This is a genomic window from Curvibacter sp. EU05-FHT14A10 (genome assembly GCF_058791075.1).
The window spans coordinates 220,458-243,999 of sequence record NZ_JBYTDE010000008.1 but is presented as its reverse complement, the minus strand read 5'-3'; the positions used below and the strand labels follow the sequence as shown (position 1 = coordinate 243,999).

The 23,542-nt window shown below is 68.2% G+C and carries 20 protein-coding genes; 11 read left to right on the top strand and 9 right to left on the bottom strand.

The window, feature by feature from the left end:
* Entirely contained in the window at positions 1 to 1,311 is a 1,311-nt protein-coding gene (gene serS / locus AC3WUT_RS17400) for a serine--tRNA ligase (protein ID WP_492348333.1), read from the bottom strand.
* 46 nt (positions 1,312 to 1,357) lie between these two features.
* The gene (locus AC3WUT_RS17395; protein ID WP_492348332.1) at positions 1,358 to 2,302 is read right to left on the bottom strand and encodes a threonine/serine dehydratase; all 945 of its coding nucleotides are present in this window, start codon (positions 2,300 to 2,302) and stop codon (positions 1,358 to 1,360) included.
* A gap of 101 nt (positions 2,303 to 2,403) precedes the next feature.
* On the opposite strand from AC3WUT_RS17395, the gene AC3WUT_RS17390 reads away from it, so the two are divergent.
* A complete protein-coding gene (locus AC3WUT_RS17390) occupies positions 2,404 to 3,081 on the top strand; it encodes a CBS domain-containing protein (RefSeq protein WP_492348331.1) in 678 nt (225 codons plus the stop codon).
* Positions 3,082 to 3,091: 10 nt separating this feature from the next.
* Here AC3WUT_RS17390 and ispH read toward each other — a convergent pair whose 3' ends face one another.
* Together ispH and AC3WUT_RS17380 are read right to left on the bottom strand one after the other, a co-directional pair.
* A complete protein-coding gene (ispH, locus tag AC3WUT_RS17385) occupies positions 3,092 to 4,048 on the bottom strand; it encodes a 4-hydroxy-3-methylbut-2-enyl diphosphate reductase (RefSeq protein ID WP_492348330.1) in 957 nt (318 codons plus the stop codon).
* A gap of 158 nt (positions 4,049 to 4,206) precedes the next feature.
* Positions 4,207 to 4,668: an FKBP-type peptidyl-prolyl cis-trans isomerase gene (locus AC3WUT_RS17380; protein WP_019573972.1), complete on the bottom strand. Its 462-nt coding sequence runs from the start codon at positions 4,666 to 4,668 to the stop codon at positions 4,207 to 4,209.
* A gap of 162 nt (positions 4,669 to 4,830) precedes the next feature.
* On the opposite strand from AC3WUT_RS17380, the gene radC reads away from it, so the two are divergent.
* The 4 genes from radC (at position 4,831) to AC3WUT_RS17360 (ending at position 8,570) form a co-directional block, all read left to right on the top strand.
* Complete coding sequence (radC, locus tag AC3WUT_RS17375; protein ID WP_492348329.1) at positions 4,831 to 5,508, top strand: RadC family protein; 678 nt, start codon at positions 4,831 to 4,833, stop codon at positions 5,506 to 5,508.
* Positions 5,505 to 6,185, top strand: a complete 681-nt coding sequence (locus AC3WUT_RS17370) for a Smr/MutS family protein (RefSeq protein WP_492348328.1) — start codon at positions 5,505 to 5,507, stop codon at positions 6,183 to 6,185. The genes radC and AC3WUT_RS17370 overlap by 4 nt, the downstream gene beginning before the upstream one ends.
* Before the next feature lie 63 nt (positions 6,186 to 6,248).
* Positions 6,249 to 7,190 (top strand): AraC family transcriptional regulator, encoded by a 942-nt coding sequence (locus AC3WUT_RS17365; RefSeq protein WP_492348327.1) that lies wholly within the window; start codon positions 6,249 to 6,251, stop codon positions 7,188 to 7,190.
* A 9-nt stretch (positions 7,191 to 7,199) separates the two neighbouring features.
* A complete protein-coding gene (locus AC3WUT_RS17360; protein ID WP_492348326.1) occupies positions 7,200 to 8,570 on the top strand; it encodes an amidase family protein in 1,371 nt (456 codons plus the stop codon).
* 1 nt (position 8,571) lies between these two features.
* On the opposite strand, the gene AC3WUT_RS17355 is transcribed toward AC3WUT_RS17360, so the two are convergent.
* Together AC3WUT_RS17355 and AC3WUT_RS17350 are read right to left on the bottom strand one after the other, a co-directional pair.
* On the bottom strand, positions 8,572 to 9,072 hold the full coding sequence (locus tag AC3WUT_RS17355; protein WP_492348325.1) for a GNAT family N-acetyltransferase: 501 nt from the start codon (positions 9,070 to 9,072) through the stop codon (positions 8,572 to 8,574).
* A gap of 34 nt (positions 9,073 to 9,106) precedes the next feature.
* Entirely contained in the window at positions 9,107 to 9,523 is a 417-nt protein-coding gene (locus tag AC3WUT_RS17350; RefSeq protein ID WP_492348324.1) for a group II truncated hemoglobin, read from the bottom strand.
* Between the two features lie 116 nt (positions 9,524 to 9,639).
* On the opposite strand from AC3WUT_RS17350, the gene AC3WUT_RS17345 reads away from it, so the two are divergent.
* From AC3WUT_RS17345 to AC3WUT_RS17335, 3 genes are read left to right on the top strand one after another with little or no spacing between them, the layout of a single operon-like run.
* On the top strand, positions 9,640 to 9,876 hold the full coding sequence (locus AC3WUT_RS17345; RefSeq protein WP_492348323.1) for a TA system antitoxin ParD family protein: 237 nt from the start codon (positions 9,640 to 9,642) through the stop codon (positions 9,874 to 9,876).
* The gene (locus AC3WUT_RS17340) at positions 9,873 to 10,331 is read left to right on the top strand and encodes a hypothetical protein (RefSeq protein ID WP_492348322.1); all 459 of its coding nucleotides are present in this window, start codon (positions 9,873 to 9,875) and stop codon (positions 10,329 to 10,331) included. Before AC3WUT_RS17345 ends, AC3WUT_RS17340 begins: the two co-directional genes overlap by 4 nt.
* Positions 10,328 to 10,900 (top strand): GNAT family N-acetyltransferase, encoded by a 573-nt coding sequence (locus tag AC3WUT_RS17335; protein ID WP_492348321.1) that lies wholly within the window; start codon positions 10,328 to 10,330, stop codon positions 10,898 to 10,900. Before AC3WUT_RS17340 ends, AC3WUT_RS17335 begins: the two co-directional genes overlap by 4 nt.
* A gap of 203 nt (positions 10,901 to 11,103) precedes the next feature.
* On the opposite strand, the gene AC3WUT_RS17330 is transcribed toward AC3WUT_RS17335, so the two are convergent.
* Both AC3WUT_RS17330 and AC3WUT_RS17325 read right to left on the bottom strand, forming a co-directional pair.
* Positions 11,104 to 13,623, bottom strand: coding sequence for an ABC transporter permease (locus AC3WUT_RS17330; protein WP_492348320.1), 2,520 nt, complete (start codon positions 13,621 to 13,623; stop codon positions 11,104 to 11,106).
* Between the two features lie 125 nt (positions 13,624 to 13,748).
* Positions 13,749 to 15,284, bottom strand: coding sequence for a C13 family peptidase (locus AC3WUT_RS17325; RefSeq protein WP_492348319.1), 1,536 nt, complete (start codon positions 15,282 to 15,284; stop codon positions 13,749 to 13,751).
* A gap of 114 nt (positions 15,285 to 15,398) precedes the next feature.
* On the opposite strand from AC3WUT_RS17325, the gene mgtA reads away from it, so the two are divergent.
* Complete coding sequence (gene mgtA / locus AC3WUT_RS17320; protein WP_492348318.1) at positions 15,399 to 18,158, top strand: magnesium-translocating P-type ATPase; 2,760 nt, start codon at positions 15,399 to 15,401, stop codon at positions 18,156 to 18,158.
* A 96-nt stretch (positions 18,159 to 18,254) separates the two neighbouring features.
* A complete protein-coding gene (hpaI, locus tag AC3WUT_RS17315; RefSeq protein WP_492348317.1) occupies positions 18,255 to 19,067 on the top strand; it encodes a 4-hydroxy-2-oxoheptanedioate aldolase in 813 nt (270 codons plus the stop codon).
* Between the two features lie 313 nt (positions 19,068 to 19,380).
* On the opposite strand, the gene AC3WUT_RS17310 is transcribed toward hpaI, so the two are convergent.
* Positions 19,381 to 21,336 carry a sigma-54-dependent Fis family transcriptional regulator gene (locus tag AC3WUT_RS17310; RefSeq protein WP_492348316.1) on the bottom strand — a complete coding sequence of 652 codons (1,956 nt, stop codon included), beginning with the start codon at positions 21,334 to 21,336 and terminating at the stop codon, positions 19,381 to 19,383.
* A gap of 334 nt (positions 21,337 to 21,670) precedes the next feature.
* On the opposite strand from AC3WUT_RS17310, the gene AC3WUT_RS17305 reads away from it, so the two are divergent.
* Positions 21,671 to 23,473 carry an NAD(P)/FAD-dependent oxidoreductase gene (locus tag AC3WUT_RS17305; protein ID WP_492348315.1) on the top strand — a complete coding sequence of 601 codons (1,803 nt, stop codon included), beginning with the start codon at positions 21,671 to 21,673 and terminating at the stop codon, positions 23,471 to 23,473.
* The last annotated feature ends 69 nt before the right edge of the window (positions 23,474 to 23,542 follow it).

The following is a 23,542-nucleotide window of genomic DNA, read 5'->3' as shown; positions in this document are numbered from 1 at the left end:
TCAGGCCTTGAGCACCGTCAGGCCGCCCATGTAGGGGCGCAGCACTTCGGGCACGGTGATGCTGCCATCGGCCTGCTGGTTGTTCTCGAGCACGGCCACCAGGGTGCGGCCCACGGCCAGGCCCGAGCCGTTCAGGGTGTGCACCAGCTCGTTCTTGCCCTGGGCATTCTTGAAGCGGGCCTGCAGGCGACGCGCCTGGAAGGCTTCGCAGTTCGACACCGAGCTGATCTCGCGGTAGGTGTTCTGCGCCGGCAGCCACACCTCCAGGTCATAGGTCTTGGCCGAGCCAAAACCCATGTCGCCGGTGCACAGCGCCATCACGCGGTAAGGCAGGCCCAGCCGCTGCAGGATCGCCTCGGCGTGGCCGGTCATGGCCTCCAGGGCTTCGTAGCTGCGCTCGGGGTGCACGATCTGCACCATCTCGACCTTGTCGAACTGGTGCTGGCGAATCATGCCGCGGGTGTCGCGCCCGTAGCTGCCGGCTTCGGAGCGGAAGCAGGGGGTGTGGGCCGTGAGCTTGATCGGCAGTTCGGCCTCGGCCAGCACCACGTCGCGTACAAAGTTGGTCAGCGGCACCTCGCTGGTGGGGATCAGGTAGAGCGCCGCGTGGTCGGGCACGGGCTCGCCGTCCTGACCGCCCTTTTTGGCGGCAAACAGGTCGCCTTCGAACTTGGGCAACTGGCCGGTGCCCTTGAGCGAATCGGCGTTCACGGCGTAGGGCACATAGCATTCGGTGTAGCCGTGCTCTTGCGTCTGCACATCGAGCATGAACTGCGACAGTGCGCGGTGCAGGCGGGCAATCTGCCCCTTCATCACGGTGAAGCGCGAGCCCGACAGCTTGACGCCCATGTCAAAGTCCAGGCCCAGGGGCTCGCCCAGGTCCACGTGGTCTTTCACCTCGAAGTCGTACTGGCCCGGCGTGCCCCAGCGGCGCACTTCGACGTTGCCCGACTCGTCCGAACCCAGCGGCACCGACTCGTGCGGCAGGTTGGGCACGGCCATCAGCAGGTGGTTGAGCTCGGGCTGCAGGGCCTCCAGGCGGGCTGCCGAGGTGTCGAGCTCGGTCTTGATGGCGGCCACGGCGGCCATGATGTCGTCCACGCTCTCGCCCTTGGACTTGCGCTGGCCGATCTGCTTGGACAGCGTGTTGCGCTGGGCCTGCAGCTCTTCAGTGCGGGTCTGCAGGGTCTTGCGCTCGGCCTCCAGGGTGCGGAAGGCCTCCACATTCAGGTAGGCCTGGGGCTTTTTGCGGGTTTCAAGGCGGGCGACGACCGAATCGAGGTCTTTGCGCAGGGAATTGATGTCTAGCATGGGGCGATTTTAACGAGGGGTCTCAGGGCAATTCCGGCGGTGCGCTTCAGGCCAGGGTGGCGGGGTCGAAATTGGCGCCACACAGCACCAGGCAGACCCGCTCACCGGGGGCCGGCACATAGGCGCCCGACTGCAGGGCCGCCAAGCCCAGGGCGGCGGCGGGCTCGACCGCCAGCTTGAACTCGCTCCACAGCGTTTTGCGGGCCTTGGCGATGGCCTCGTCGCCCAGCAGCAAGGCCTGGCCCACGTGGGCCTGCGTCACCTGCCAGCCGATGGCGCCGATGCGGCGAGCCCCCAGCGAGTCGGCCGCGATGCCCGACACCGCCACGTCCACGGGCTGGCCGGCCTCACGGGCTCGGAACAGGGTGGGCGCCCCTTCGGGCTCCAGGGCCACCACGCGGGCGCGCTGCTCGAACCAGGCAGCAATGCCGCCGATCAGGCCACCACCGCCCACGCTCACCAGCACGCTGTCGGGCAGGCCGGCCTCGGCCTCGATCTCGCGCGCCAGGGTGCCGGCACCGGCCACCACCTCGGGCTGGTCATAGGCATGGGTGATCAGGGCCCCGCTGACTTGCTGGCGGGCCATGCAGGCCTCGAAAGCCTCGGCATAGGTGGCCCCCACCACTTCGACACGGGCCCCCAATTCGCGCAACTTCTGGCGTTTGGCCGCAGGCGAAACCTCGGGCACGAACACCTCGCAAGGCACGCCCAGGGCGCGGGCCGCCGCCGCGGTGGCAATGCCGGCGTTGCCCCCCGAGGCCACGATCACGCCACTGGCCGGAATCGGCTGGGCCAGCAGGCGGTTCAGCATGCCACGGGCCTTGAAACTGCCGCTGACCTGCAGGTGCTCCAGCTTGAGCCAGACCTCGGCGGCCGCCACCCCCAGGGTGGCACCGGGCAGCCGCCACAACGGTGTGGCACGCAAAAAACCTTGGGGGCCCTGCTGTTGCAGGCGGGCCGAAGCGGCCTCGATATCGGAACGCAAGATCATGGGGCGGGCAATCGTCGCAAAATACGAAGCTCGCAGTGTATCTAGCCCTGATCGTCGGGGCAGCCCACCGCTGGCCCCCACGGGCGGCTCCGGAGAAGCGCATGTTCTACGTTTTTGGTCTGGGTGGCCCCATCTACCGGGGCACGATGGAAAACCTGTCCGAGCTGAGCCCGGTGCGCGCCCTGTCGGCCACACGAGGTGTGCACCGCAGCGACGCCCTGCACCGCGACGCCTTCGAGTTGCCCGCCGCCACCCCACGCCCGCCGTCCAACGCCTTGCACACCCGGCGCAACGACGCCATGGCGGCCTATGCCGATGCCCAGCAGGCCAAACCGCCGGCCCGCCAACCCCTGGACCGGGTGCAGGACGTGATGAGCCGCGAGGTGTTCAGCGTGCCACCCGAAATCACCGTGGCCGAGGCCTGGGAGGCCCTGGCCGCACGTGGCGTGGGCCAGGCCCCGGTGCTGGATGCCCAGGGCCTGTTGATCGGTTTGCTGCTGCGCGCCGACATGATGCCGCCGGTGCTGATGCCCGCCCCCAGCGCCACCGGCATCTCTGCCTGGAAGCTGGCCCAGCAGAGCGTGCGCGACATCATGCTCACCCCCGTGCCCGCCGTGGCCGGCGACACCTCGCTGCGCCGCGCGGCCCGGGTGCTGCTGGACATGGGCCTGCCCGGCCTGCCCGTGACGCAGGACGACGGCCACGTGATCGGCTTCCTGTCGCGCGCCGACATCCTGCGCGCCGTGGTCGCCGACCCGCCGCTGGACCTGTGGACCTGAACCCGCCTCCTCAAGCGTCCAGTTTCAGGCCCTTGGGCAAGGGGAACTTCAACGTTTCCTCAATCCCGTCCATCTTGCGCACCGCCACGGCCCCGAAGGCGCGCAGGCGCTCGATCACCTGGTTCACCAGCAGCTCAGGGGCCGAGGCGCCCGCGGTCAGGCCGACCCGGGCCTTGCCTTCGAACCAGGCGGGCTGCAGTTCGGCCGCGCTGTCCACCATGTAGGCGGGGGTGCCCAGCTTTTCGGCCAGCTCGCGCAGGCGGTTGCTGTTCGAGCTGGTCGGGCTGCCCACCACGATCACGATGTCGACCTGGGGGCTGAGGATCTTCACCGCGTCCTGGCGGTTTTGCGTGGCATAGCAGATGTCCTGCTGCTTGGGCTCGCGCACCTTGGGAAAGCGCAGGCGCACGGCCTCGGCGATCTCGACGGCGTCGTCCACGCTCAGCGTGGTCTGGGTCACCACGGCCAGCTTGTCGGTCTGCCCGGGCTGCACACGGGCCACATCGGCCACGTCTTCGACCAGGTGGATGCCGTGATCCAGTTGGCCCATGGTGCCCTCCACCTCGGGATGCCCCTTGTGGCCGATCATGATGAACTCATAGCCCTCGCGCGCCAGCTTGGCCACCTCGACGTGCACCTTGGTCACCAGCGGGCAGGTGGCGTCGAAGATCGAAAAGCCGCGTGCCCGGGCCTCTTCCTGCACCGCCCGGCTCACGCCGTGGGCGCTGAACACCAGGGTGGCGCCCGGGGGCACGTCATCGAGCTCTTCAATGAAGATCGCGCCCTTGTTCTTGAGGTCGTTCACCACATAGGTGTTGTGCACGATCTCATGGCGCACATAGATCGGCGCACCGAACTTCTGCAGCGCACGCTCCACGATCTCGATGGCCCGGTCCACGCCGGCACAGAAGCCACGCGGCTCGGCCAGGGTGATTTCGGACAGGGTCCTCTGCTGGTCATTTTTCATTGCAATCCTCCATCCGCAGCTCAGCAAATCGCCACGTACTCATCGATCAAAAGGCCGCGGAGCAGGCCATGCCAGCAGACACCGCGGAGCTGGCTTTGCCAGGCCGCTGGTGTCGTCCCCTGGGGGAAGGCGCCGAAGGCGACTCAGGGGGGACCATCTCACAACACTCCGATCAGTTGCACTTCAAAGGTGACCGGCTGGCCGGCCAGCGGGTGGTTGAAATCGAACAGCACCGCGTCATCGCTGAGCTGCTGCACCGCGCCGGCATAGCTGCCGGTGCCATCGGGCGTGGGGAACTGCACCACATCGCCCACGTCGTACTGCTCGTCCGGGTCGCCGAACTGGGCCAGCAGCTTGCGCGCCACCCATTGCAGCATGTCGGGGTTGCGCTCGCCAAAGGCCTCGCCGGCCGGGATCTCGAACTGGGTGCGTGTGCCCTCGGCCAGGCCGATCAACCGCTGCTCCACCGCAGGCGACAACTCGCCCGAGCCCAGCGACAAAGTAGCGGGTTTGTCGTCGAAAGTATTGATGATGTCCCCCGCCGGCCCGGCCAGGCGGTAGTGCAAGGTCAGGAACGAAGAAGGCTGAACGACAGATGCTTGAGAGGGCGTTGTTGACATGGAAGTCCCGATAAACTGACCGCCATTGTAAAAAACCAGCCAGAGCCCCTTCAGCACCGGGGCTCTATTCCCTCGCCTCCCCCCCGCTTTCCGCACTTTTCTCACCATTCCTGCACCTCAGCCCCGCCCCCTGAGCCCCCTGCCCTGAGCCCCATGATCCCCATGAGCCCGCTGAACCTGCCCCCCGAAGCCCGCCCGCGCGAAAAGTTGATCGCGCGTGGCGCCGGTGCGCTCAGCGACGCCGAGCTGCTGGCCCTGTTGCTGCGCACCGGCCTGGCCGGCAAAAGCGTGCTGATGCTGGCGCAGGAGCTGCTCGACGCCTTTGGCGGCATGGCGGGCCTGCTGCAGGCCAAACTGGAAGACCTGAAACGCATCAAGGGCCTGGGCGGCACCGCCAAGCGGGCCGAACTCAGTGCGGTGCTGGAGCTGGCCCGCCGAGCCCTGGCCCAGCAGCTGAGCGAGCGCGCCGTATTCGACTCACCCGACGCCGTGCGCCGCTACCTGCAACTTCATTTGGCGCACAAGGGCCATGAGGTGTTTGCCGTGCTGTTTCTCGACAGCCAGAACCGCATGCTGGCCTTCGAAGAGCTGTTTCGCGGCACGCTCAACCAGACCTCGGTCTACCCCCGTGAGGTGGTGCTGCGCGCGCTGCACCACCAGGCCGGCGCCGTGGTGCTGGCACACAACCACCCCAGTGGCCAGGTGCAGCCTTCGGCGGCCGACCAGGCCTTGACCCAGCACCTGAAGGCGGCCCTGGGCCTGATCGATGTGCGCGTGCTCGACCACCTGATCGTGGCACCCGGCCAGGCCCTGTCGATGGCCGAGAAAGGGCTGCTGTGAGCGCCCTGCCCGAACGCAGCGGCAGCCCCCTGGTGCTGCACTCGCTGCAAGACCTGAAACAGCTGCAAAAGCGCCTGGCCCAGCAACGCGCCGAGGCCGAGGCCCTGGAGCGCGCCCGCCGCGAGGCCGCCGCCCGCGAACAGGCCCGGCATCGCCTGTTCGAATTGGCCGTGGGCCCGGTGATCCCGCTGCGCCAGCACGGCCGGGTGCTGCTGCAAAACGACCCACCGGCGCCCATCCCCTACCAGCACCAGCTTGACGAACAACGCGTGCTGCTCGAATCCATCAGCGACGACTTCGACGTCAGCTCCCTGCTCGACACCGATGACGCCCTGAGCTTTCGCCGTCCCGGCATCAGCGTCGAGGTCACGCGCAAGCTGCGCCGGGGCGTCTGGAGCATCCAGCGCCAGCTGGACCTGCATGGCCTGCGCACCGACGAGGCGCGAGAGGCGCTGGGCCAGTTCATCCGCGAAACCCACAAGATCGGCGTGCGCTGCGTGCGCGTGGTGCACGGCAAGGGCCTGGGCTCGCCCGGCAAAAGCCCGGTGCTCAAGGGCCGGGTGCAAAGCTGGCTGGTGCAGAAGAACGAAGTACTGGCCTTTGTGCAGGCCCGGCCCGCCGAAGGCGGGGCCGGTGCGCTGGTCGTGCTGTTGCGACCGTCACCGGGCGGTGCCTGATCGCCCCGCAAATGCGCAGGAACGGACACGCCAAGATCGCCTGATTGCGGAACAATGGGCGCCATGCCTGCTCTTGAACCCCGCCGCGAGCCCCCCTCCAGACACCAACGCCATCTGGCACGGCTGGCGCGTGCAGTGACCTACCTGGACGGACACCTGGCCACCCCTCTGGACACCCGAAATCTCGCCACCCACGCGGCGCTGTCCCCCTTTCACTTCCATCGCCTGTTCCAAGCCTATTTCGGCACCACGGTCAGCGGCTACCTGACCTGGCGCCGCCTGCAAAAGGCCTGTGAGCTGCTGACGAGGACAGACGCAGCGGTCCTGGAGGTGGCGCTTGAGGTGGGGTACACCAGCGCACAAGCCCTGGCCAAGGCGATGCGGCGCGAACTGGACACCACCCCTACGGCCGTGAGGAAGGGTTTGAGCCCCCGATGGCAACAACTTTTCGAACGGCGTGCCTGTGGTGCCGAGGCCAAGGACGACCATGGCCTGAAGCCCCGGATGACCCACACCCCCGAACTGCATGTGCTCACCGCCATCGGGCGTGGAATGGACCAGGGCAGCATGCACCGCGCTGCACGGCAGGCCCTGGGCGAGCTGATTCCCACACTCACCCTGGCCGGCCTGATGCCCCGCATGAAGACCTGTGTGGCCTTGATGGCCGACGAACCCCAGGGGCCCGAAGACCAACAGGCCAGGATGCAGGTCGGCGCCATTTTCGACTTCCACTTGCATCGCCGTGAGGGCCTGATCACCCGCCCCGAGGTGCCACTCACTGGGAGTCTTCACTGGCAGACATTGCCCGCAGGGCGCCATGCCGTTTTCTCCCACCAAGGTTCGCACCGCCAGTTGCACAAGAGCTGGGGCGCGATCTACCGGGACTGGCTGCCCCACACCGGCTACCTGCTGCGCGATGCCCCGCCCTTCGAATACTTTCTGAATGACCCGCGCTGGACCGCCGAAGCCGACCTTCGCACCGACATCTACATCCCCTTGGAGTGAGACCCGACCGTGAACCAGCCCTCGCCTGCTTTGAACCCCACAGAACTGCTCGACCTCGATGCCCGCGCCCAGGTGGCTGCCCTGGCGCGGGGCGACTGCAGCGCCCTGGCCCTGTGCGAGGCGGCCATCGCCCGCATCGAGGCCCATGACGGCCCCATCAACGCGGTGGTGGTGCGGGATTTCGACCATGCCCGTGCCCAGGCCCGCGCGGCAGACGAGGCCCTGGCCCGCGGCGAACGCCGGCCCCTGCTGGGCCTGCCGATGACGGTGAAAGAATCCTTCAACCTGGCCGGCCTGCCCACCACCTGGGGCTTCGAGTTCGCCCGTCAACATCGGGCCGAGCAGGATGCCCTGGCGGTGAAGCGGCTCAAGGCGGCTGGCGCCGTGATCCTGGGCAAGACCAATGTGCCGGTGGGCCTGGGCGACTGGCAATCGGCCAACCCGAACTACGGCCGCACCCGCAACCCCCTGGACCTGAGCCGCACACCGGGCGGCTCGTCGGGCGGTGGCGCCGCGGCGCTGGCGGCGCGCTTTGTGGCCCTGGAGCTGGGCTCGGACATCGGCGGCTCGATCCGGGTGCCGGCGCACTTCTGCGGCGTGTATGGTCACAAGCCCAGCCTGGGTCTGCTGCCAGCGCGCGGCCATGATTTTCCGGGCCTGGGCAGCGGCGCCCCGAACGAACTGGCGGTGATCGGCCCGCTGGCACGCAGCGTGGACGACCTGGAACTGGCCCTCAGCGTGCTGGCCGGCCCCGAAGCGCCGCAGTCAAAGGCCTACACCCTGCAACTGCCGCCGGCCCGCGACATGCGGCAGGCGCGCTGCCTGCTGCTGGACCAACACCCCGACCTGCCGGTGTCACAAGACACCCAGGCGGCCTTGCAAGAGGTGGCCAACACCCTGCAGGCTGGCGGCTGCAGCGTGCTGCGCAGCAGCGAGCGCCTGCCCAATCTGGAGATGGCGCACAAGATCTACACGGGCCTGCTCAACACCTTCATGACCCGGGGGCAGCCCGGCGCCACATCCATCAGCGCACACGAGTGGCTGACCTTGCTGGACCGCCGCGCGGGCCTGCAGCTGCAGTGGCAGGCCTTGTTCGAGGAGGTGGATGTGGTGCTGACGCCGGTGCTGGGCTGCACCGCCTACCCGCACATCGACCCAATGGACTGGGCCAGCGCCACCGTCGAGGTGGATGGCCAATCCCACCTGCTGGGGCCGCAGATCTTCTGGCCCGGCATCGCCACGGTGGCCGGCCTGCCCGCCACCAGCGCGCCCGTGGGCCGCGACCGCGACGGCCTGCCCATCGGCCTGCAGGTAATCGGGCCGATGTTCGAAGACCTCACACCGCTGGCCCTGGTGCGCCGGCTGGAGGCCCTGCGCTGAATCAGGCCGCCCCGCCCAAGCGGGCCAGGGCCTCGCCGGTGACACGGCAGATGCGCCAATCAGGCATCACCGTGGCGCCCATGGCCTCATAGAAGTCGATCGCGCTCTGGTTCCAATCCAGCACCGACCACTCAAAGCGCCCGCAGCCGCGCTGCACGGCCAGCTCGGCCAGGGCCTTGAGCAAGGCCTTGCCCACGCCGTGTCCGCGCGCCTCGGGGCGCACGAACAGGTCTTCGAGGTACAGGCCGCGCTGGGCCAGAAAAGTCGAGTAGTTATGGAAGAACAGCGCAAAGCCCTGCACCTGGCCATCGACCTCGGCCAGCAGCACCTCGGCGGCCGGGTGAGCACCGAACAAGGTGTCGGCCAGCTTTTCAGGCGTGGCCACCACGCGGTCCAGCAGGTTCTCGTACTCGGCCAGGCCGCGGATCAGGCCCAGGATGGTGTCGACATCGGCCGGCGTGGCCGCACGCAGGTGCACGGAAGAAGAAATGGCTTCGGTCATGGGCGCCTATGTTACGCACCCGGGCCGGCGCCGTTCAGATGCCTTTGTTGCGCATCCAGTCGGCCGTGCCGAAAAAGCTTTCCTTGAGGCGGGCCCGCAGGTCCTCGGGCACGCCCGTCTCGCCCATGGCCTGGTCCATGCAGGCCACCCACTGGTCGCGCTCCTTGATGCCGATCGGAAACGGCAGATGCCGCGCCCGCAGCATCGGGTGCCCAAAACGGTCGGTGTAGTGCGAGGGGCCGCCCAGCCAGCCGCACAGAAACCAGAACAGGCGCTGGCGCGCATTGCTCAGATCGGGGCCATGGGCAGCGCGCAGGTCATGGTAGCCAGGCTCCAGGTCCATCAGATCGTAAAAGCGCTCGGTCAGCGCCAACACGCGCTCTTCGCCGCCGATCCATTCGAAAGGGGTGGCGGGGGTGGAAGGGGTATCCAGGTTGTCGTCGGTGCTCATAGGATGGCGATTGTCGCCTGGGTCACATCCATCGCGGACTCTCAAACGCCCATTCACCCGACGACCCCAGCGCTCACAGCCAGCGCGACCCGATCTGCGATCAGCCCGAGGACACCATGCCTGCTCATCTGAAACTATCCCGAAATTTGGTGCGCCAGGCCCAAGCTGCCGCCATCAGAGAACACCGGACGACCGCCCAACAAATCGAGTACTGGGCGCGCATCGGCAGGATTGCACTGCAAAACCCAGACATGCCGATAGGCCTGATTCTGGAAACGCTGCACGCCTTGGCCGAAGTCGATGCGGGCGCCGTCAACCTTGACAAGCCCAACCAATCAGCGAGATGGACATGAACCCCACATGCGGCCTGTCGCTGCTCACCGCCCTGCTCCTGGGTTCGCAGGGCGGATGGGCCACCGTCATCACCACTGATCCGTCCCCCGAACCCGGGATCTACACACCACCCGCCATTCGTAGGATCACTGTTCTGCGACAGCCCTCCGAACAGTCAGGCCGCCAACCCTACTGCCAATCCACAAGGGTCGATGCCCGGCGCGCTGGTTATTTCCTGAATGAGGCCCGCGCGGGCAGTGAAGCCCAATACCGGCGCGATCTGCTGCTGGGTGACTGTCATGCGGATCTGAGGCTCAAGTTCGCTGGTGGGCAACGGGCAACCCTGACCATCGACAACGCCACTGGCTGGGGGGTGTTGAGCCGCGCCAGTGGGGACACCTACCTCTACTGCCCAGCCTGTGAAGGCTTGCTGGAGCTTGACTTTGCCTTTTCGCCTTCGCAGGGGGCTCGATGAAAAGAGAACGAAAGCCCATCGAAACACGTCCCAAGCCGCCGCCTACGATCGTCCCGACATCTGCGGAGCATTTTGAGGGGCTGTACCAAGCACTCGATTCAGTGGCACGGGAGAGGCGTTATCTCGCCTTTTTCCAGGCTCCCCCCATTGAGAGTGCCTTTGCATTTTTCAGAAATATCGTTGAAAACGATCTTTGCCAAGTTCTCGCCGTTGAGAGTGGATCGGTTGTTGGTTGGTGCGATGTTCTTCCCAAGTTTGGAGACGCCTGTGCACATGTTGGAACTCTGGGCATGGGGCTCATCCCATCCGCACGTCATCGTGGTCTCGGCTCGATGCTTCTGGCAGCCTGCATTGAACGGGCTTGGACTGCGGATATTTCCCGCATCGAGCTATCCGTGAAAGCTGACAACACTAACGCGACCGCACTTTACAAAAGATTCGGATTCATCGTCGAAGGGGTGAACCGCATGGCATTTTTCATGGATGGTCAGTTTTTTGACACGTACACCATGGCATTGCTCCGCGGCGCGGATGGTCATTCGATAACGCATAGCCCGCGATCTGAGTAAGCGTAGCTACACGACTCACTTCTGAAAATCAGATCGCAAAAGCGCTCGGTCAGCGCCAACAAATGCACTTCACCGCCGATCCATTCGGAACTGGGTGGCGGGGGATGGATTGGGCGCTTTCAGGGTGTCGTCAGTGCTCATGGGCTGTCATTGCCACCTCAGCCGGGCGGCACTCTCGGCTCGACACCGCCCCAGGCCGAACCTCACCCCGCAGCCCGCCGCAGCGTCTCCACCACCGGCCGGCGCAGCACCTCGCGCAGGCCCCACCAGCCGGCGGCCAGGGCCAGCACGGCGCCGGCCGCGGCGCCGCCCAGCAGCACCCAGGGCGAGGCGGTCCAGGCGAACTCGAACACAAAGTGGGCCAGGCCCCAGCCCACGCCGGCGGCCACGGCGCTGGCCAGAAAGCCGGCCAGCAGGCCCACGCCGAGCAGTTCGGCGCCCTGCACCTGGCGCAGCAGGCGGCTGCTGGCGCCCACGGCGCGCATGATGGCGAACTCGCGGGCGCGCTCTTCACGGGTGGCGGTGACGGCGGCAAACAGCACCACCAGGCCGGCGGCCAGGGTGAAGGCGAACAGGAACTCCACCGCCTGCACCACCTGGTCCAGCACGCGCTGGATCTGATTGAGCGTGCTGCTCATGTCCACACTGGTGATGTTCGGAAACTGCCGCACCAGGGCATTGTCAAAGCCGCGCTGCGTCGGGGCCCGAAAGGCCGCCAGGTAGGTGACCGGCACATCGGGCAGGCTGGCCACCGGGTAGATGACGAAGAAGTTCGCGTGCAGCGAGCCCCAGTCCACCTTGCGCAGCGAGGTGATGCGCGATTCGGTCTGCACGCCGCCGATGTCAAAGCGCAACTGGTCGCCCAGCTTCAGGCCCAGGGTCTGGGCAATGCCTTCTTCGACGCTCACCGCGCCGGCCTCGTCGGGGGTCCAACGGCCCGCCACCACCGGGTTGTGCGGGGGACGCTCGGCGCTGTTGGACAGGTTGAACTCACGGTCGACCAGGCGCTTGGCCCGCTCGCCGGGGTAGTCCTCGGGCTTGACGGGCTGGCCGTTGATGGCTACCAGGCGGCCCCGGATCATGGGGTACCAGTCGAACTGGCGCACGCCGCCCTGGCGCAGCGCGGCCTGAAAATCGCCCGCCTGCTCGGGCAGCACATTGATCACAAAGCGGTTGGGGGCATCGGGTGGCGTGGCCTGGCGCCAGCTGCTGATCAGATCGGTGCGCAACAGCACCAGCAGCACCAGGGCCAGCAGGCCCACGGCCAAGGCACTGACCTGCACCACCGCATAGGCCGGGCGGGCCGAGACCTGGCGGGTGGCCAGCACCAGCCAGCGCGGCGCGGTGCTTTCATTGACGCTGCGGCGCAAGGCCTGCACGGCCAGCCAGCTCAGGCCGGCAAACAGCAGCACGGCGCCTGCAAAGCCCCCCACCGCGATCAGGCCCAGCAGGCGGTCGCTGCTGACGGCCATCAGCAAGGCGGCAAAGCCCGCCACGCCCAAGCCCAGCACCAGCAACGAGGCCGGCTTGAGCCCGCCCAGGTCGCGCCGGATCACGCGCAGCGGCGGCACCTGGGCCAGTTGCAGCACCGGCGGCAAGCCAAAGGCCACCAACAGGGTCAGGCCCATGCCCAGGCCCAGCAGCGCGGGCCAGGCCGTGGCCGCGGGCAGGGCCGCATCCACCAGGCCTGCCAGCAGGGCCACAAAGGCATAGTGCACCGCATAGCCCAGGGCCACGCCCAGCAGGCTGGCGGCCACACCGGCCAGCACAAACTCAAAGGCGTAGGCCAGCGCGATGGTGCGCTGGCTCTGCCCCAGCACGCGCAACATGGCGCAATCGTCCAGGTGGCTGGCGGCAAAGCCGCGGGCGGCCAGCGCCACCGCCACGGCACTCAGCAAGGCGGCCAGCAAGGCCACCAGGTTGAGGAATTTCTCGGCCCGGTCCAGGGTCTGGCGCATCTCGGGGCGGCCGCTGTCCAGGGATTCGATGCGGGCACCCCGCAGGCCGCTGCGTTTCATCTCGGCCTCGGCCCAGTCGGTGAAGGCCTTGACGGCCGGGCCCTCGCCCGCCACGGCCAGCCGGTGGTTGATGCGGCTGGCCGGCTGCACCAGGCGGGTGGCCGCCAGGTCGGATTCGCGCACCATGACCCGCGGGGCAAAGTTCATGAAGCCGGCGCCACGATCGGGCTCCAACACCAGCACGCGCGCAATGCGCAGGCGGCTGTCGCCCAGCAGCAGGGGGTCGCCCAGGTGCAGGTCCAGCGATTCGAGCACCGCCGCGTCCACCCACGCCTCGCCGGGTGCCGGCACCTCGCGCGTGGGCTCGCCGGCACCGTCGGCCGTGGCCGAGACCAGCAACTGGCCACGCAAGGGGTAGCCGGGGCTGACCGCCTTCAGCGCCACCAGGCGGCTGGCGCCGCCCTGCTCGTCGGCCGCCCGCCCCATGGTCGGGAAGGTCTGGGTGGCCCCCACCTGCAGGCCCAGGGCCTGCGCCCGCTCGGCAAAGGCGGCCGGGGCCGGGTTGTCGCTGGCCAGCACCGCGTCGCCGCCCAACAGTTGGCGGGCATCGCGCTGCAGCCCGCCCTTGAGCCGGTCCGAAAAAAAACCCACCGCACTGAGGGCCGCCACCGCCAGGGTCACGGCCACGATCAACAGGCGCAACTCGCCGGCGCGCAGGTCACGCCACAGGGTGCGCCACCCCAGACTGAAAAATGAAGGCTTCATGCGCGCCACCATAGCGCAAAGCTGTGTCAGCCGTGGTGGGCGGAGGGCCAAGACCGGAGGTGGCGCTCAGATCGACCCGCTAGCACGCCCCGGCCACAGGTCGCGCCAGGCTCTTCGGCCACTGCTCAAGGCCCCAGCCGCGCCTCCAACGCCCCCAGCACCGGCACCAGGCCGGCGCCCAGGCGCATCTGCGGGTTCGACGGACCGTCGGGCTTGCCGGCCTCGACCTCTCGTTTGCCAATCACCAGGCGGGCCCGCTCAAAGGCCTGGGTGAAGGAATGGGTCTGGCGCAGTTGCTCGTCGACCACCGCCCGGCCGAAAAAGGTCAGCTCCGACAGGCGGCCGCAGCCGTACGAGGTGTGCTCGGCGTCCGACGCGGTGATGACCAGGCTGGTATCGGTGGCCAAGGGCTCGATCCAGCCGCCGGCAAAGCAGGCCGACACCATGATCACGCGGTTGCGGATGCCGGCTTCGTCCAGCAGCCGGCGCAGCAGGCCGGGGTCGACCGGGGCCACCTCCAGCGGGTCATTGCTGGCCGCCAGTTGAAAGTTCTGCGCCCCGTGCGAGGTCAGGTACACCACCAGCAGATCGTGTTCGCGGTCCATGTGGGTGGCCAGCAGGCCGATGGCACGGCCCAGGTTCTCAGGCGTGGCCCAGGGCAAGGTGGTGGCGGTCTCGGGGTTGTTCAGCAGGTGCAGCACCCGACCTTCGGCATCAAAGCGCTGGCGCAACACATCAGCCATCAGCTGGCTTTCGCGGCGGAACACCGCCTCGCTACCGTCGGGCGCAAACACCAGGCCATAGACATCGACCACGCCATCGCGCTGCGCCGCCAGGCCCTGTTCGGCGGCAGGCCACAGGGCTTGCTGGGCCTCAAACACGCCTTGGCTCAGGTGCAGGCGCGGGGGCTCGGGGGTGTCGGCGTCGGCCAGTTCGGCACTCTCGTCGGGCGCCCAGGGGCGGTCCGGGAACTGCCAGATGGCCAGGGCGAACAGGCCGGCCAGCAAGGCCGCAAACAGGCCCAGACGCCAGCGCGGGCCGGCAAAACGCGCCGTCAAGCGCACCACCGCCGCCCACAGCCACACCGTCAGGCCCAGGTACAGGCCCCAGTAGATCCATGGCAGGGCCATGGTCTGGGCCGGCAGCCATTCGCGTACCACGGCGATCGACAGGGCCTGCAGCACCAGCTGTGCCGGCAAGGCCACGCCCGAGCTGAGCGCAAACCAGGTGCCCAGCCCCCGCAGGTGCCAGGGGTCGTCATCGATCTCGGCCACGCGCTCGGGCGGCAGGGCAAACCAGGCGCCCCACAGCGACAGCAGCGTCATCCACCAGGGCACCAGCCAGGCCCGCCAGTCAAAGAGGGCGGGGCCAGGCACCTCCAGCCGAGCCAGCCCCAGCAAAAGCCCCGAGGCCAGCACCGTGAGCAACAGCACCTGAAAGGGCGAAGGCTGGGCATGACCCACGCCCGGCGACACGAAAAAGCCGGCCCTCAGGCCGCCCAGCATCCAGCGCCCGATGGACACCCGCTCGGGGGGATAGGGGCGCGCCTCACCCACGGCCCAGATCGGACCGGCCGCATCGGCCAGGGCCAGGGGGGCGGTGTCTTCGTCGTCGACAGCGACCGTGTCGTTCCAGTCCTCGGATTCGTAACTGTTCGTCATCCCGTCATGATGCCAGCAAGCTGAACGGTCAAACTAGGCATATGGGCGCGCAATGATCCCGCCATAGCCGGTTTGTCGTTCCAGACCGCCCTGCCCCATCGAAAGCCCTCTGACATGCGAGCCCTGTTGCCCCGCTGGCTGGCGCCCCTGCTGCGCCGCCGCTACACCAACCGCCTGTTTGGCCGCCACGCCTGGCTGGACCACAGCCTGGCCCATCCACCCGAAGCCCGGCCCGGCGCCGCCGACCCGCTGGTGCCCATGCTGATGCGGGCCGCCCAGGCCACCCCTGAGCAACTGCTGGCGCAGTTGCAGGCGCCCGCCGGCGGCTTGACCGAGGCCGAGGCCGCCGAGCGATTTCGCCGCATCGGCCCCAACGAGGTGGCCCACGACAAGCCGCCCACCGCCGCCCAGCGCCTGTGGCGGGCCTACAACAACCCCTTCAACCTGTTGCTGACCCTGTTGGCGGCCGTGTCGTGGCTGACCGATGACAACAAGGCCACGGTGGTGATCGGCAGCATGGTGGCCTTGAGCACGGTCGTCCGTTTCGTGCAGGAGGCGCGCTCCAGCCGCGCCGCCGAGGCGCTCAAGGCCCTGGTCAGCAACACCGCCACGGTGTGGCGGGTGCCGGCCGGCAGCGCGACCCCGCAGGCTCAGGAGCGCCCCTTGCGCGAACTGGTGCCTGGCGACCACCTGCAGCTGTCGGCGGGCGACATGATCCCGGCCGACTGCCGGGTGCTGAGCGCCCGCGACCTGTTCGTGGCCCAGGCCGCCATGACCGGTGAATCGATGCCGGTCGAAAAGTTTGTCAGTGCGCACGACCCGCAGCACCCCGAGGCCGGCCCTGGCCAGGGCCCGCTGGAGCAGCACAACCTGCTGTTCATGGGCACCAACGTGGTGTCGGGTTCGGCCACGGCCGTGGTGCTGGCCACCGGCAACCAGAGCTACTTCGGCACCGTGGCCGCCCACATGAACGCGGGCGATGGCACGGTGACGGCCTTCCAGAGCGGAGTCAACAGCGTGAGCTGGCTGCTGATCCGCTTTGCGCTGGTGATGGTGCCCATCGTGCTGCTGGTCAATGGCTTCACCAAGGGGCATTGGGGTGAGGCGTTTCTGTTTGCCATGTCGGTGGCGGTGGGCCTGACGCCCGAGATGCTGCCCATGATCGTCACCACCACCCTGGCCAAGGGCGCGGTGATGCTGTCGCGCCAGCAGGTGATCGTGAAACGCCTGGACGCGATCCAGAACTTCGGGGCCATGAACGTGCTGTGCACCGACAAGACCGGCACACTGACGCAGGACCGCATCGTGCTGGAGCGCCACACCGATGTGTTCGGCCAGGCCAGCGACGAGGTGCTGAAGTTCGCCTACCTCAACAGCCACTACCAGACCGGCCTGAAGAACCTGCTGGATCGGGCCGTGCTGGAGCATGTGGAGATGGCCACCGAACTGCGCCTGGCACAGGACTACCGCAAGGTGGACGAGATCCCCTTCGACTTTGTGCGCCGGCGCATGTCGGTGGTGGTGGCCGAGCAGGACCACCACCACGAGCTGATCTGCAAGGGCGCGCTGGAGGAGATGCTGGCGATCTGCAGCCGGGTCCGCACCCAGGACGCCCAATGCCCCGAGGGCCCCTGCGAACAAGCCCTGGACGGCGAATTGCTGGCCCGGGTACGCGAGGTGGCCGCCCAGCTCAACCGCGAGGGCCTGCGCGTGGTGGCCGTGGCCATGAAAGAGCTGCCACTGGATCAGACGGTGTTCGGCGTGGCCGACGAGAGCGGGCTCACCCTGATCGGCTACGTGGCCTTTCTCGACCCACCCAAGGAGTCCACCGCCCCCGCCCTGCAGGCCCTGGCCGCCAGCGGTGTGGCCGTCAAGGTGCTGACCGGCGACAACGAACTGGTGACGGCCCGCGTCTGCACCCAGGTGGGCCTGCCGGTGCAGCCGGTGGTGCTGGGCCCGGCATTGGACGCGCTGGACGATGCGGCCCTGGCCCGCTGCGTGGAGCAGCACCAGCTGTTTGCCAAGCTGACGCCGCTGCACAAGGAGCGCATCGTGCGGGCGCTGCGCCGCAACGGCCATGTGGTGGGCTTCATGGGCGATGGCATCAACGACGCCCCCGCGCTGCGCGCGGCCGACATCGGCATCTCGGTGGACAGCGCGGTCGACATCGCCAAGGAGGCGGCCGACATCATCCTGCTGGAAAAAAGCCTGATGGTGCTGCAAGAGGGCGTGCTGGAGGGGCGGCGCACTTTCAGCAACCTGCTCAAGTACCTGCGCATGACAGCCAGCTCGAACTTCGGCAACGTGTTCTCGGTGCTGGTGGCCAGCGCCTTTTTGCCTTTTTTGCCCATGCTGCCGCTGCAACTGCTGGTGCAGAACCTGCTGTACGACTTCTCGCAGACCGCCATCCCCTTTGACCGGGTCGACGAGGCCCTGGTGCAGCAGCCGCTGCGCTGGAACCCCGAGGGCATCGGCCGCTTCATGGTGTATTTCGGGCCGCTGAGTTCGGTCTTCGACATCGCCACCTTTGCACTCATGTGGTGGGTCTTCGGCGCCAACAGCGAGGCACGGCAGACCCTGTTCCAGTCGGGCTGGTTCGTGGTGGGACTGCTCACGCAGACGCTGATCGTGCACCTGCTGCGCAGCCCCAGGCTGCCCTTTGTGCAAAGCCGCCCTGCCCCGCTGCTGCTGGGCATGACCGCGGGGGTGGCCGCGCTGGGCATCTTCCTGGTGCAAGGCCCGCTGGCCGGGTATTTCAGGCTGCAGGCCCTGCCCCCGGCCTACTTTGGCTGGCTGCTGCTGATTCTGCTGGGCTATGGCCTGCTGACCACGGGGGTCAAGCGCTGGTATGCCGGGCGCTTTGGCTGGCAATGAGCACTGCAACAGCAAAAAGACGCAGAATCAACAATCTGTGACATTCACCGCGGGCCGAGCCGATGCGCCGGCCCCACTTTCAGGAGTTCCCACCCGATGAGCAAGCCGGCCGCCAACCCCTTCAAGCAAGCCCTGCGCGAAAAGCGCGCCCAGATCGGCCTGTGGCTGTCGGCCGCCTCGCCCTACCTCAGCGAGGTCAGCGCCACCGCCGGCTTCGACTGGCTGTTGATCGACGGCGAGCACGCCCCCAACACCTTGCAAACCACCTTGCAGCAGTTGCAGGTGGTGGCACCGTACCGCTCACAACCGGTGGTGCGCGCCGTTGAAGGCCAGGTGGCGCTGGTCAAGCAGTTGCTCGACATCGGTGCCCAGAACCTGCTGATCCCCATGGTTGACACGGCCGAGCAGGCCGAGTTGATGGCGCGTGCCGTGCAATACCCGCCCAAGGGCATCCGCGGGGTGGGCAGCGCCATTGCCCGCGCCTCGCGCTGGAGCCTGCGCGCCGACTACCTCGATGTGGCCGACGACGAGATCTGCCTGCTGGTGCAGGCCGAGAGCGTGACCGCCCTGACGAACCTGAGCGCAATCGCCGCCGTCGAGGGCGTGGACGGCGTGTTCATCGGCCCGGCCGACCTGGCCGCCTCGATGGGCCACCGCGGCAAGCCGGGCCACCCCGAGGTGCAGGCGGCCATCGAAGGCGCCATCCGGACCATCGTCGGCGCCGGCAAGGCGGCCGGCATCCTGACCTCCGACACGCAACTGGCGCGCCACTACCTGTCCCTGGGCGCCACCTTTGTGGCCGTGGGCGTGGATGTGTCGCTGTATGCGCAGGCGGCACGCCGCCTGGCGGCCGATTTTCTGGGCGCCCAGGCCCCCGCCGCGGCGCCGCGCGCCGGCGCGGTCTATTGACGGCTTGGCCTGGCGGGGGGCTCGATGGCCCAGGTGTTGCGGTGCCACACATCGGCGCGCGAACCTGGCGCTGCGGCCGGTGGGCCATTTGCCCGTCGGCCGCTTGACCGCCGCCTCGGTCTGGCGCACAGGCTCGTCCGGGTCTGGGCCCACATGCACCAAGCGGACCTGGCCATCCAGGCCGATCATGCAGGAGATGCGGTCGACGCAAAAAGGCCATTGAGGCGAAGCGGCCAAGGCCCGGCGGGAGTCCAAGGCCAGGGCCGCGGCGGCCGCGGCGGCCGATCGCGTGGGCTGTCGGATGAAGCGCGCTCTAGGGCCCGCGCCATTGGGCATGCCGCACGCCAAGCTGGAGCTGCTGGATGCGGCGGTGGATGGTGGAGCGGCTGACGCCGAGTTGGCGGGCCGCCTCGGAAACATTGCCCTGGCATTGCGCCAGCAACTGCGCCAGCGCCTGGGCGTCGGGTGCGCCGGGCGCGCCGGTGGGGTGGGCCAAGGCGGTGCCGTGTGGGGCGACGCTCAGCGCATCGGGCAGGTGCTCGGGCTCGATGCTGCCGTCGCCATCCTGCCCGCACAGGGCTGCGGCGTAGCGCAGCGCGTTGTGCAACTCGCGCAGGTTGCCGGGCCAGGCGTGCGCGGCCAGCAGGGCGCGCGCGGCGTCGCCCAGGTGCAGATGGCTGCCGAACGTGGCCAGCATCTGGTCGGCCAGGGCCTGCAGGTCGCTGCGCTGGCGCAGTGCAGGCAGGTGCAGCTCGGCGGCGTTGAGGCGGTAGAGCAGGTCTTCGCGGAAGCTGCCGCACCGCACCAGCTCGGCCAGCGGCCGGTGCGAGGCCGAGATGAAGCGCACGGACACCGCCCGGGGCGCACGCGCCCCCAACGGGGTGATCTCGGATTCGGACAAGACCCGCAGCAGCTTGGCCTGCAGGGCCAGCGGCATGTCGCCGATCTCGTCGAGGAACAGCGTGCCTTCGTGTGCCGCAGCGATCAACCCTTCGCGGCCCTTGCTGGCGCCGCCGGTCCAAGTGCCGGGCAAGTAGCCGAACAGCTCGCTTTCCAGCAGGGCCTCGGGAATGGCTGCGCAGTTGATGGCGACAAAGGCGCCGCTGCGACCGCTGCAGGCATGCAGGGCACGGGCCAGGTATTCCTTGCCTGCGCCGGTCTCCCCCTGCACCAGGATCGGCAGCGCTTGCGGCGCAAGCCGGGCGGCCTTGCGCAGCAGCGCTTGCAGTGCGGCATCGCCCTTTTCCAGCGCCTGCAGCGCGGCAGGCAGGGGGGGCTGCGGCGGCGTTGCCTGCGCGGGCGGGCGGCGTGTCCGGCGCTGCGGCTCCATGGCGTGGGCGAAGAGGATGCTGCCATCGCGGGCGCGGATGAGGCGCTCCTGCGCCGGGCGATGGCGGCGCAGCTCGGGCAGATCGCGCAGGTCCAGGTCGAAGAAACGCTCCAGCGGCTGGCCGATGAGGCTCTGGCGCTGGCGCCAGTCCAGTTGCGCGACGGCGGCCAGCAGGCGGGCGCCCGCGTGGGTCATGGCGCGGATGCGGCCACGTGCGTCGACGCTGATGGAGGCGTCGGGATCGACGTCGAGGAAATCGGGCGACTGGGCCAGGCGCACCACCCAGTCCTGGCCGGACTGCGCCATCAGATTGGCCTGCTCCACGCGCCGCGCAGCGGCCACGACGAGGTTGAGCGCCAGGTTCTGGCTGGCCCGCTCGACGGGCGAGCGCAGCAGCGACAGGTCCAGCACCGCCGCGAGTTCGCCGCGCAGGTCGTAGATCGGCGCGGCCGTGCAGGACAGGCTGGTGTGGGTGAAATCGAAATGGTCGCTCTGGTGCACGGTCAACGCTTCGCCCGTTTCCAGGCAGGCCCCCACGGCCGAGGTGCCGGAGTGGTCCTCGCGCCATTGCGCGCCCAGGTACAGGCCTGCACGGCGCAGGTCGCCGGCATCGGCCTCATGCCCCATGAAGTCCACCGCCACACCATGCCGGTCCGCCAGCAGCAGCACGTAGTCCAGGCCCTTGAGCTGCTGGTACAGCCGCTCAAGGCCCTGGCGGGCGATGTGGATCAGCGGTTCGGATTCCTCGCGGTGCGTGCGCAACTGGCCTTCGGTGACGACATGGGCTTCGCTGGTACGGGCCGGATCGAGCCGGTGCGAATCGATGCAGCGGCGCCAGCTGCGCAGCACCGCGCGGTCGCGCTCTTGCCCACGGTTGGAGTAGCCCAGGCCGAAGGCTTCGATTTCCTGGACGTGCGAGGCGTAGGACTGCAGGGTCATGGGAGGGATTCGATGCGGTCTGTGAACGTGCCGCAGACGATTCTGTGCCCCGTGCCTGCTCGCGCCAATGGAGGTTTACCCACTGCCGCTGCTGCACTGCAGCAGGCCTGGTGCGACAGGTGTCGCAAGGCTGCGCCAGCTGTCGCGCGCGGCAGGGGTGAAAAGCGGGGCCCTGGGCCCAGGGTTTGTGCCAGGGACCTGCACGCAAGTCATTGATTTTCCTGGCATGGCCTGCCTGTCCGGCGGGCCCCTCATGCCTGGCATGGCGATTGCCTTGGAACGCCTGCCCGAAGAAAAACCAACGGGCATGACAACCACCCTCCAGGAGACAACCATGACCCATGACACGGCCCGCGACCACGCGCAGGCGCTGCTCGACTCACTCAACCAGGCCTTGGCAGACCGCGATGCCGCGGGCGCCAGCCGCCTGTTCGCCGACGAATGCTACTGGCGCGACCTGGTGCTGCTGACCTGGAACCTCAAAACCCTGGAAGGGCGCCACCAGATCGCCGACATGCTGGCCGCCCAGCTCGACGCCGTGGCGCCCGTGCGCTTTTCGCTGGACGAGCGCGAGGCGGTGGAAGAAGCCGACGGCCTGATGTCCGCCTGGATCGTGGTCGACACGCGCCATGCGCGCGGCAGCGGCCATGTGCGCATCAAGGACGGGCGCATCTGGACGCTGCTGACGGCCGCCCAGGAACTCAAGGGGCATGAAGAGCCCCTGGGCACGCGCCGCCCCATGGGGGCCGAGCACGGCATCCGGCGCGGCCGCCAGACCTGGCTGGAGCGCCGCCAGCAGGAGGCTCAGGAACTGGGCCGCGACACCCAGCCTTTCGTGCTCGTCATCGGTGGCGGCCAGGGCGGCATTGCGCTGGGTGCGCGGCTGCGCCAGTTGGGGGTCTCGCACATCGTCATCGACCGCCAGGCGCGCCCTGGCGACCAGTGGCGCAACCGCTACAAGTCGCTGTGCCTGCACGACCCGGTCTGGTACGACCACCTGCCCTACATGCCTTTCCCCGACAACTGGCCCGTGTTCGCCCCCAAGGACAAGATTGGCGACTGGCTGGAGATGTACACCAAGGTGATGGAGGTGAATTACTGGCCCTCCACCAACTGCCTCAACGCCCGCTTCGATGAGGCCAGCCAGACGTGGGAAGTCGCCGTGGAGCGTGATGGCGAAACGCTGGTGCTGCGCCCCCAGCATGTGGTGTTCGCCACCGGCATGTCGGGCAAGGCGAACGTGCCCAAGATCAAAGGCCAGGAGGTCTTCCAGGGCGAGCAGCAGCACTCGTCGCAGCACCCGGGCCCCGACGCCTACGCGGGCAAGAAGGTGGTGGTGATCGGCGCCAACAACTCTGCACACGACATCTGCGCGGCCCTGTGGGAGCATGGCGCCGACGTGACCATGGTGCAGCGCTCGTCCACCCACATCGTGCGTTCCGATTCGCTGATGGACATCGGCCTGGGCGACCTGTATTCGGAGCGCGCCGTGGCCAGCGGCGTGACGACCAAGAAGGCGGACCTGGTCTTCGCCTCGCTGCCCTACCGCATCATGGCCGACTTCCAGGTGCCGCTGTACGACCGCATCCGCGAGCGCGACGCGGAGTTCTACCGCCAGTTGGAGGCGACCGGCTTCATGCTGGACTTCGGCGATGACGGCTCGGGCCTTTTCATGAAGTACCTGCGCCGCGCCTCGGGCTACTACATCGATGTGGGCGCCTGCGATCTGGTGATCGACGGCAGCATCAAGCTGCAGGCGGGCAAGCAGATCAGCCACCTTTCGGAAAACGCGGTGGTGCTGGACGACGGCACCGAGCTGCCGGCCGACCTGGTGGTCTACGCGACCGGCTACGGCTCGATGAACGGCTGGGTGGCCGACCTGATCAGCCAGGAAGTGGCCGACAAGGTGGGCAAGGTCTGGGGCCTGGGCTCGGACACCACCAAGGACCCAGGCCCCTGGGAGGGCGAGCAGCGCAATATGTGGAAGCCCACGCAGCAGCAGGCGCTGTGGTTCCACGGCGGCAATCTGCACCAGTCGCGCCATTACTCGCAGTACCTGGCGCTGCAGCTCAAGGCGCGCCAGGAAGGGCTGCCGGTGCAGGTCTACGGCCTGCAGCAGGTGCACCACCTGCGGTAAGCACCGGTTCACGATCTCCCGTGGGGCGGCCCTGTCGCCCCACGACCCAGCCCTACAGACCAGAAAGTT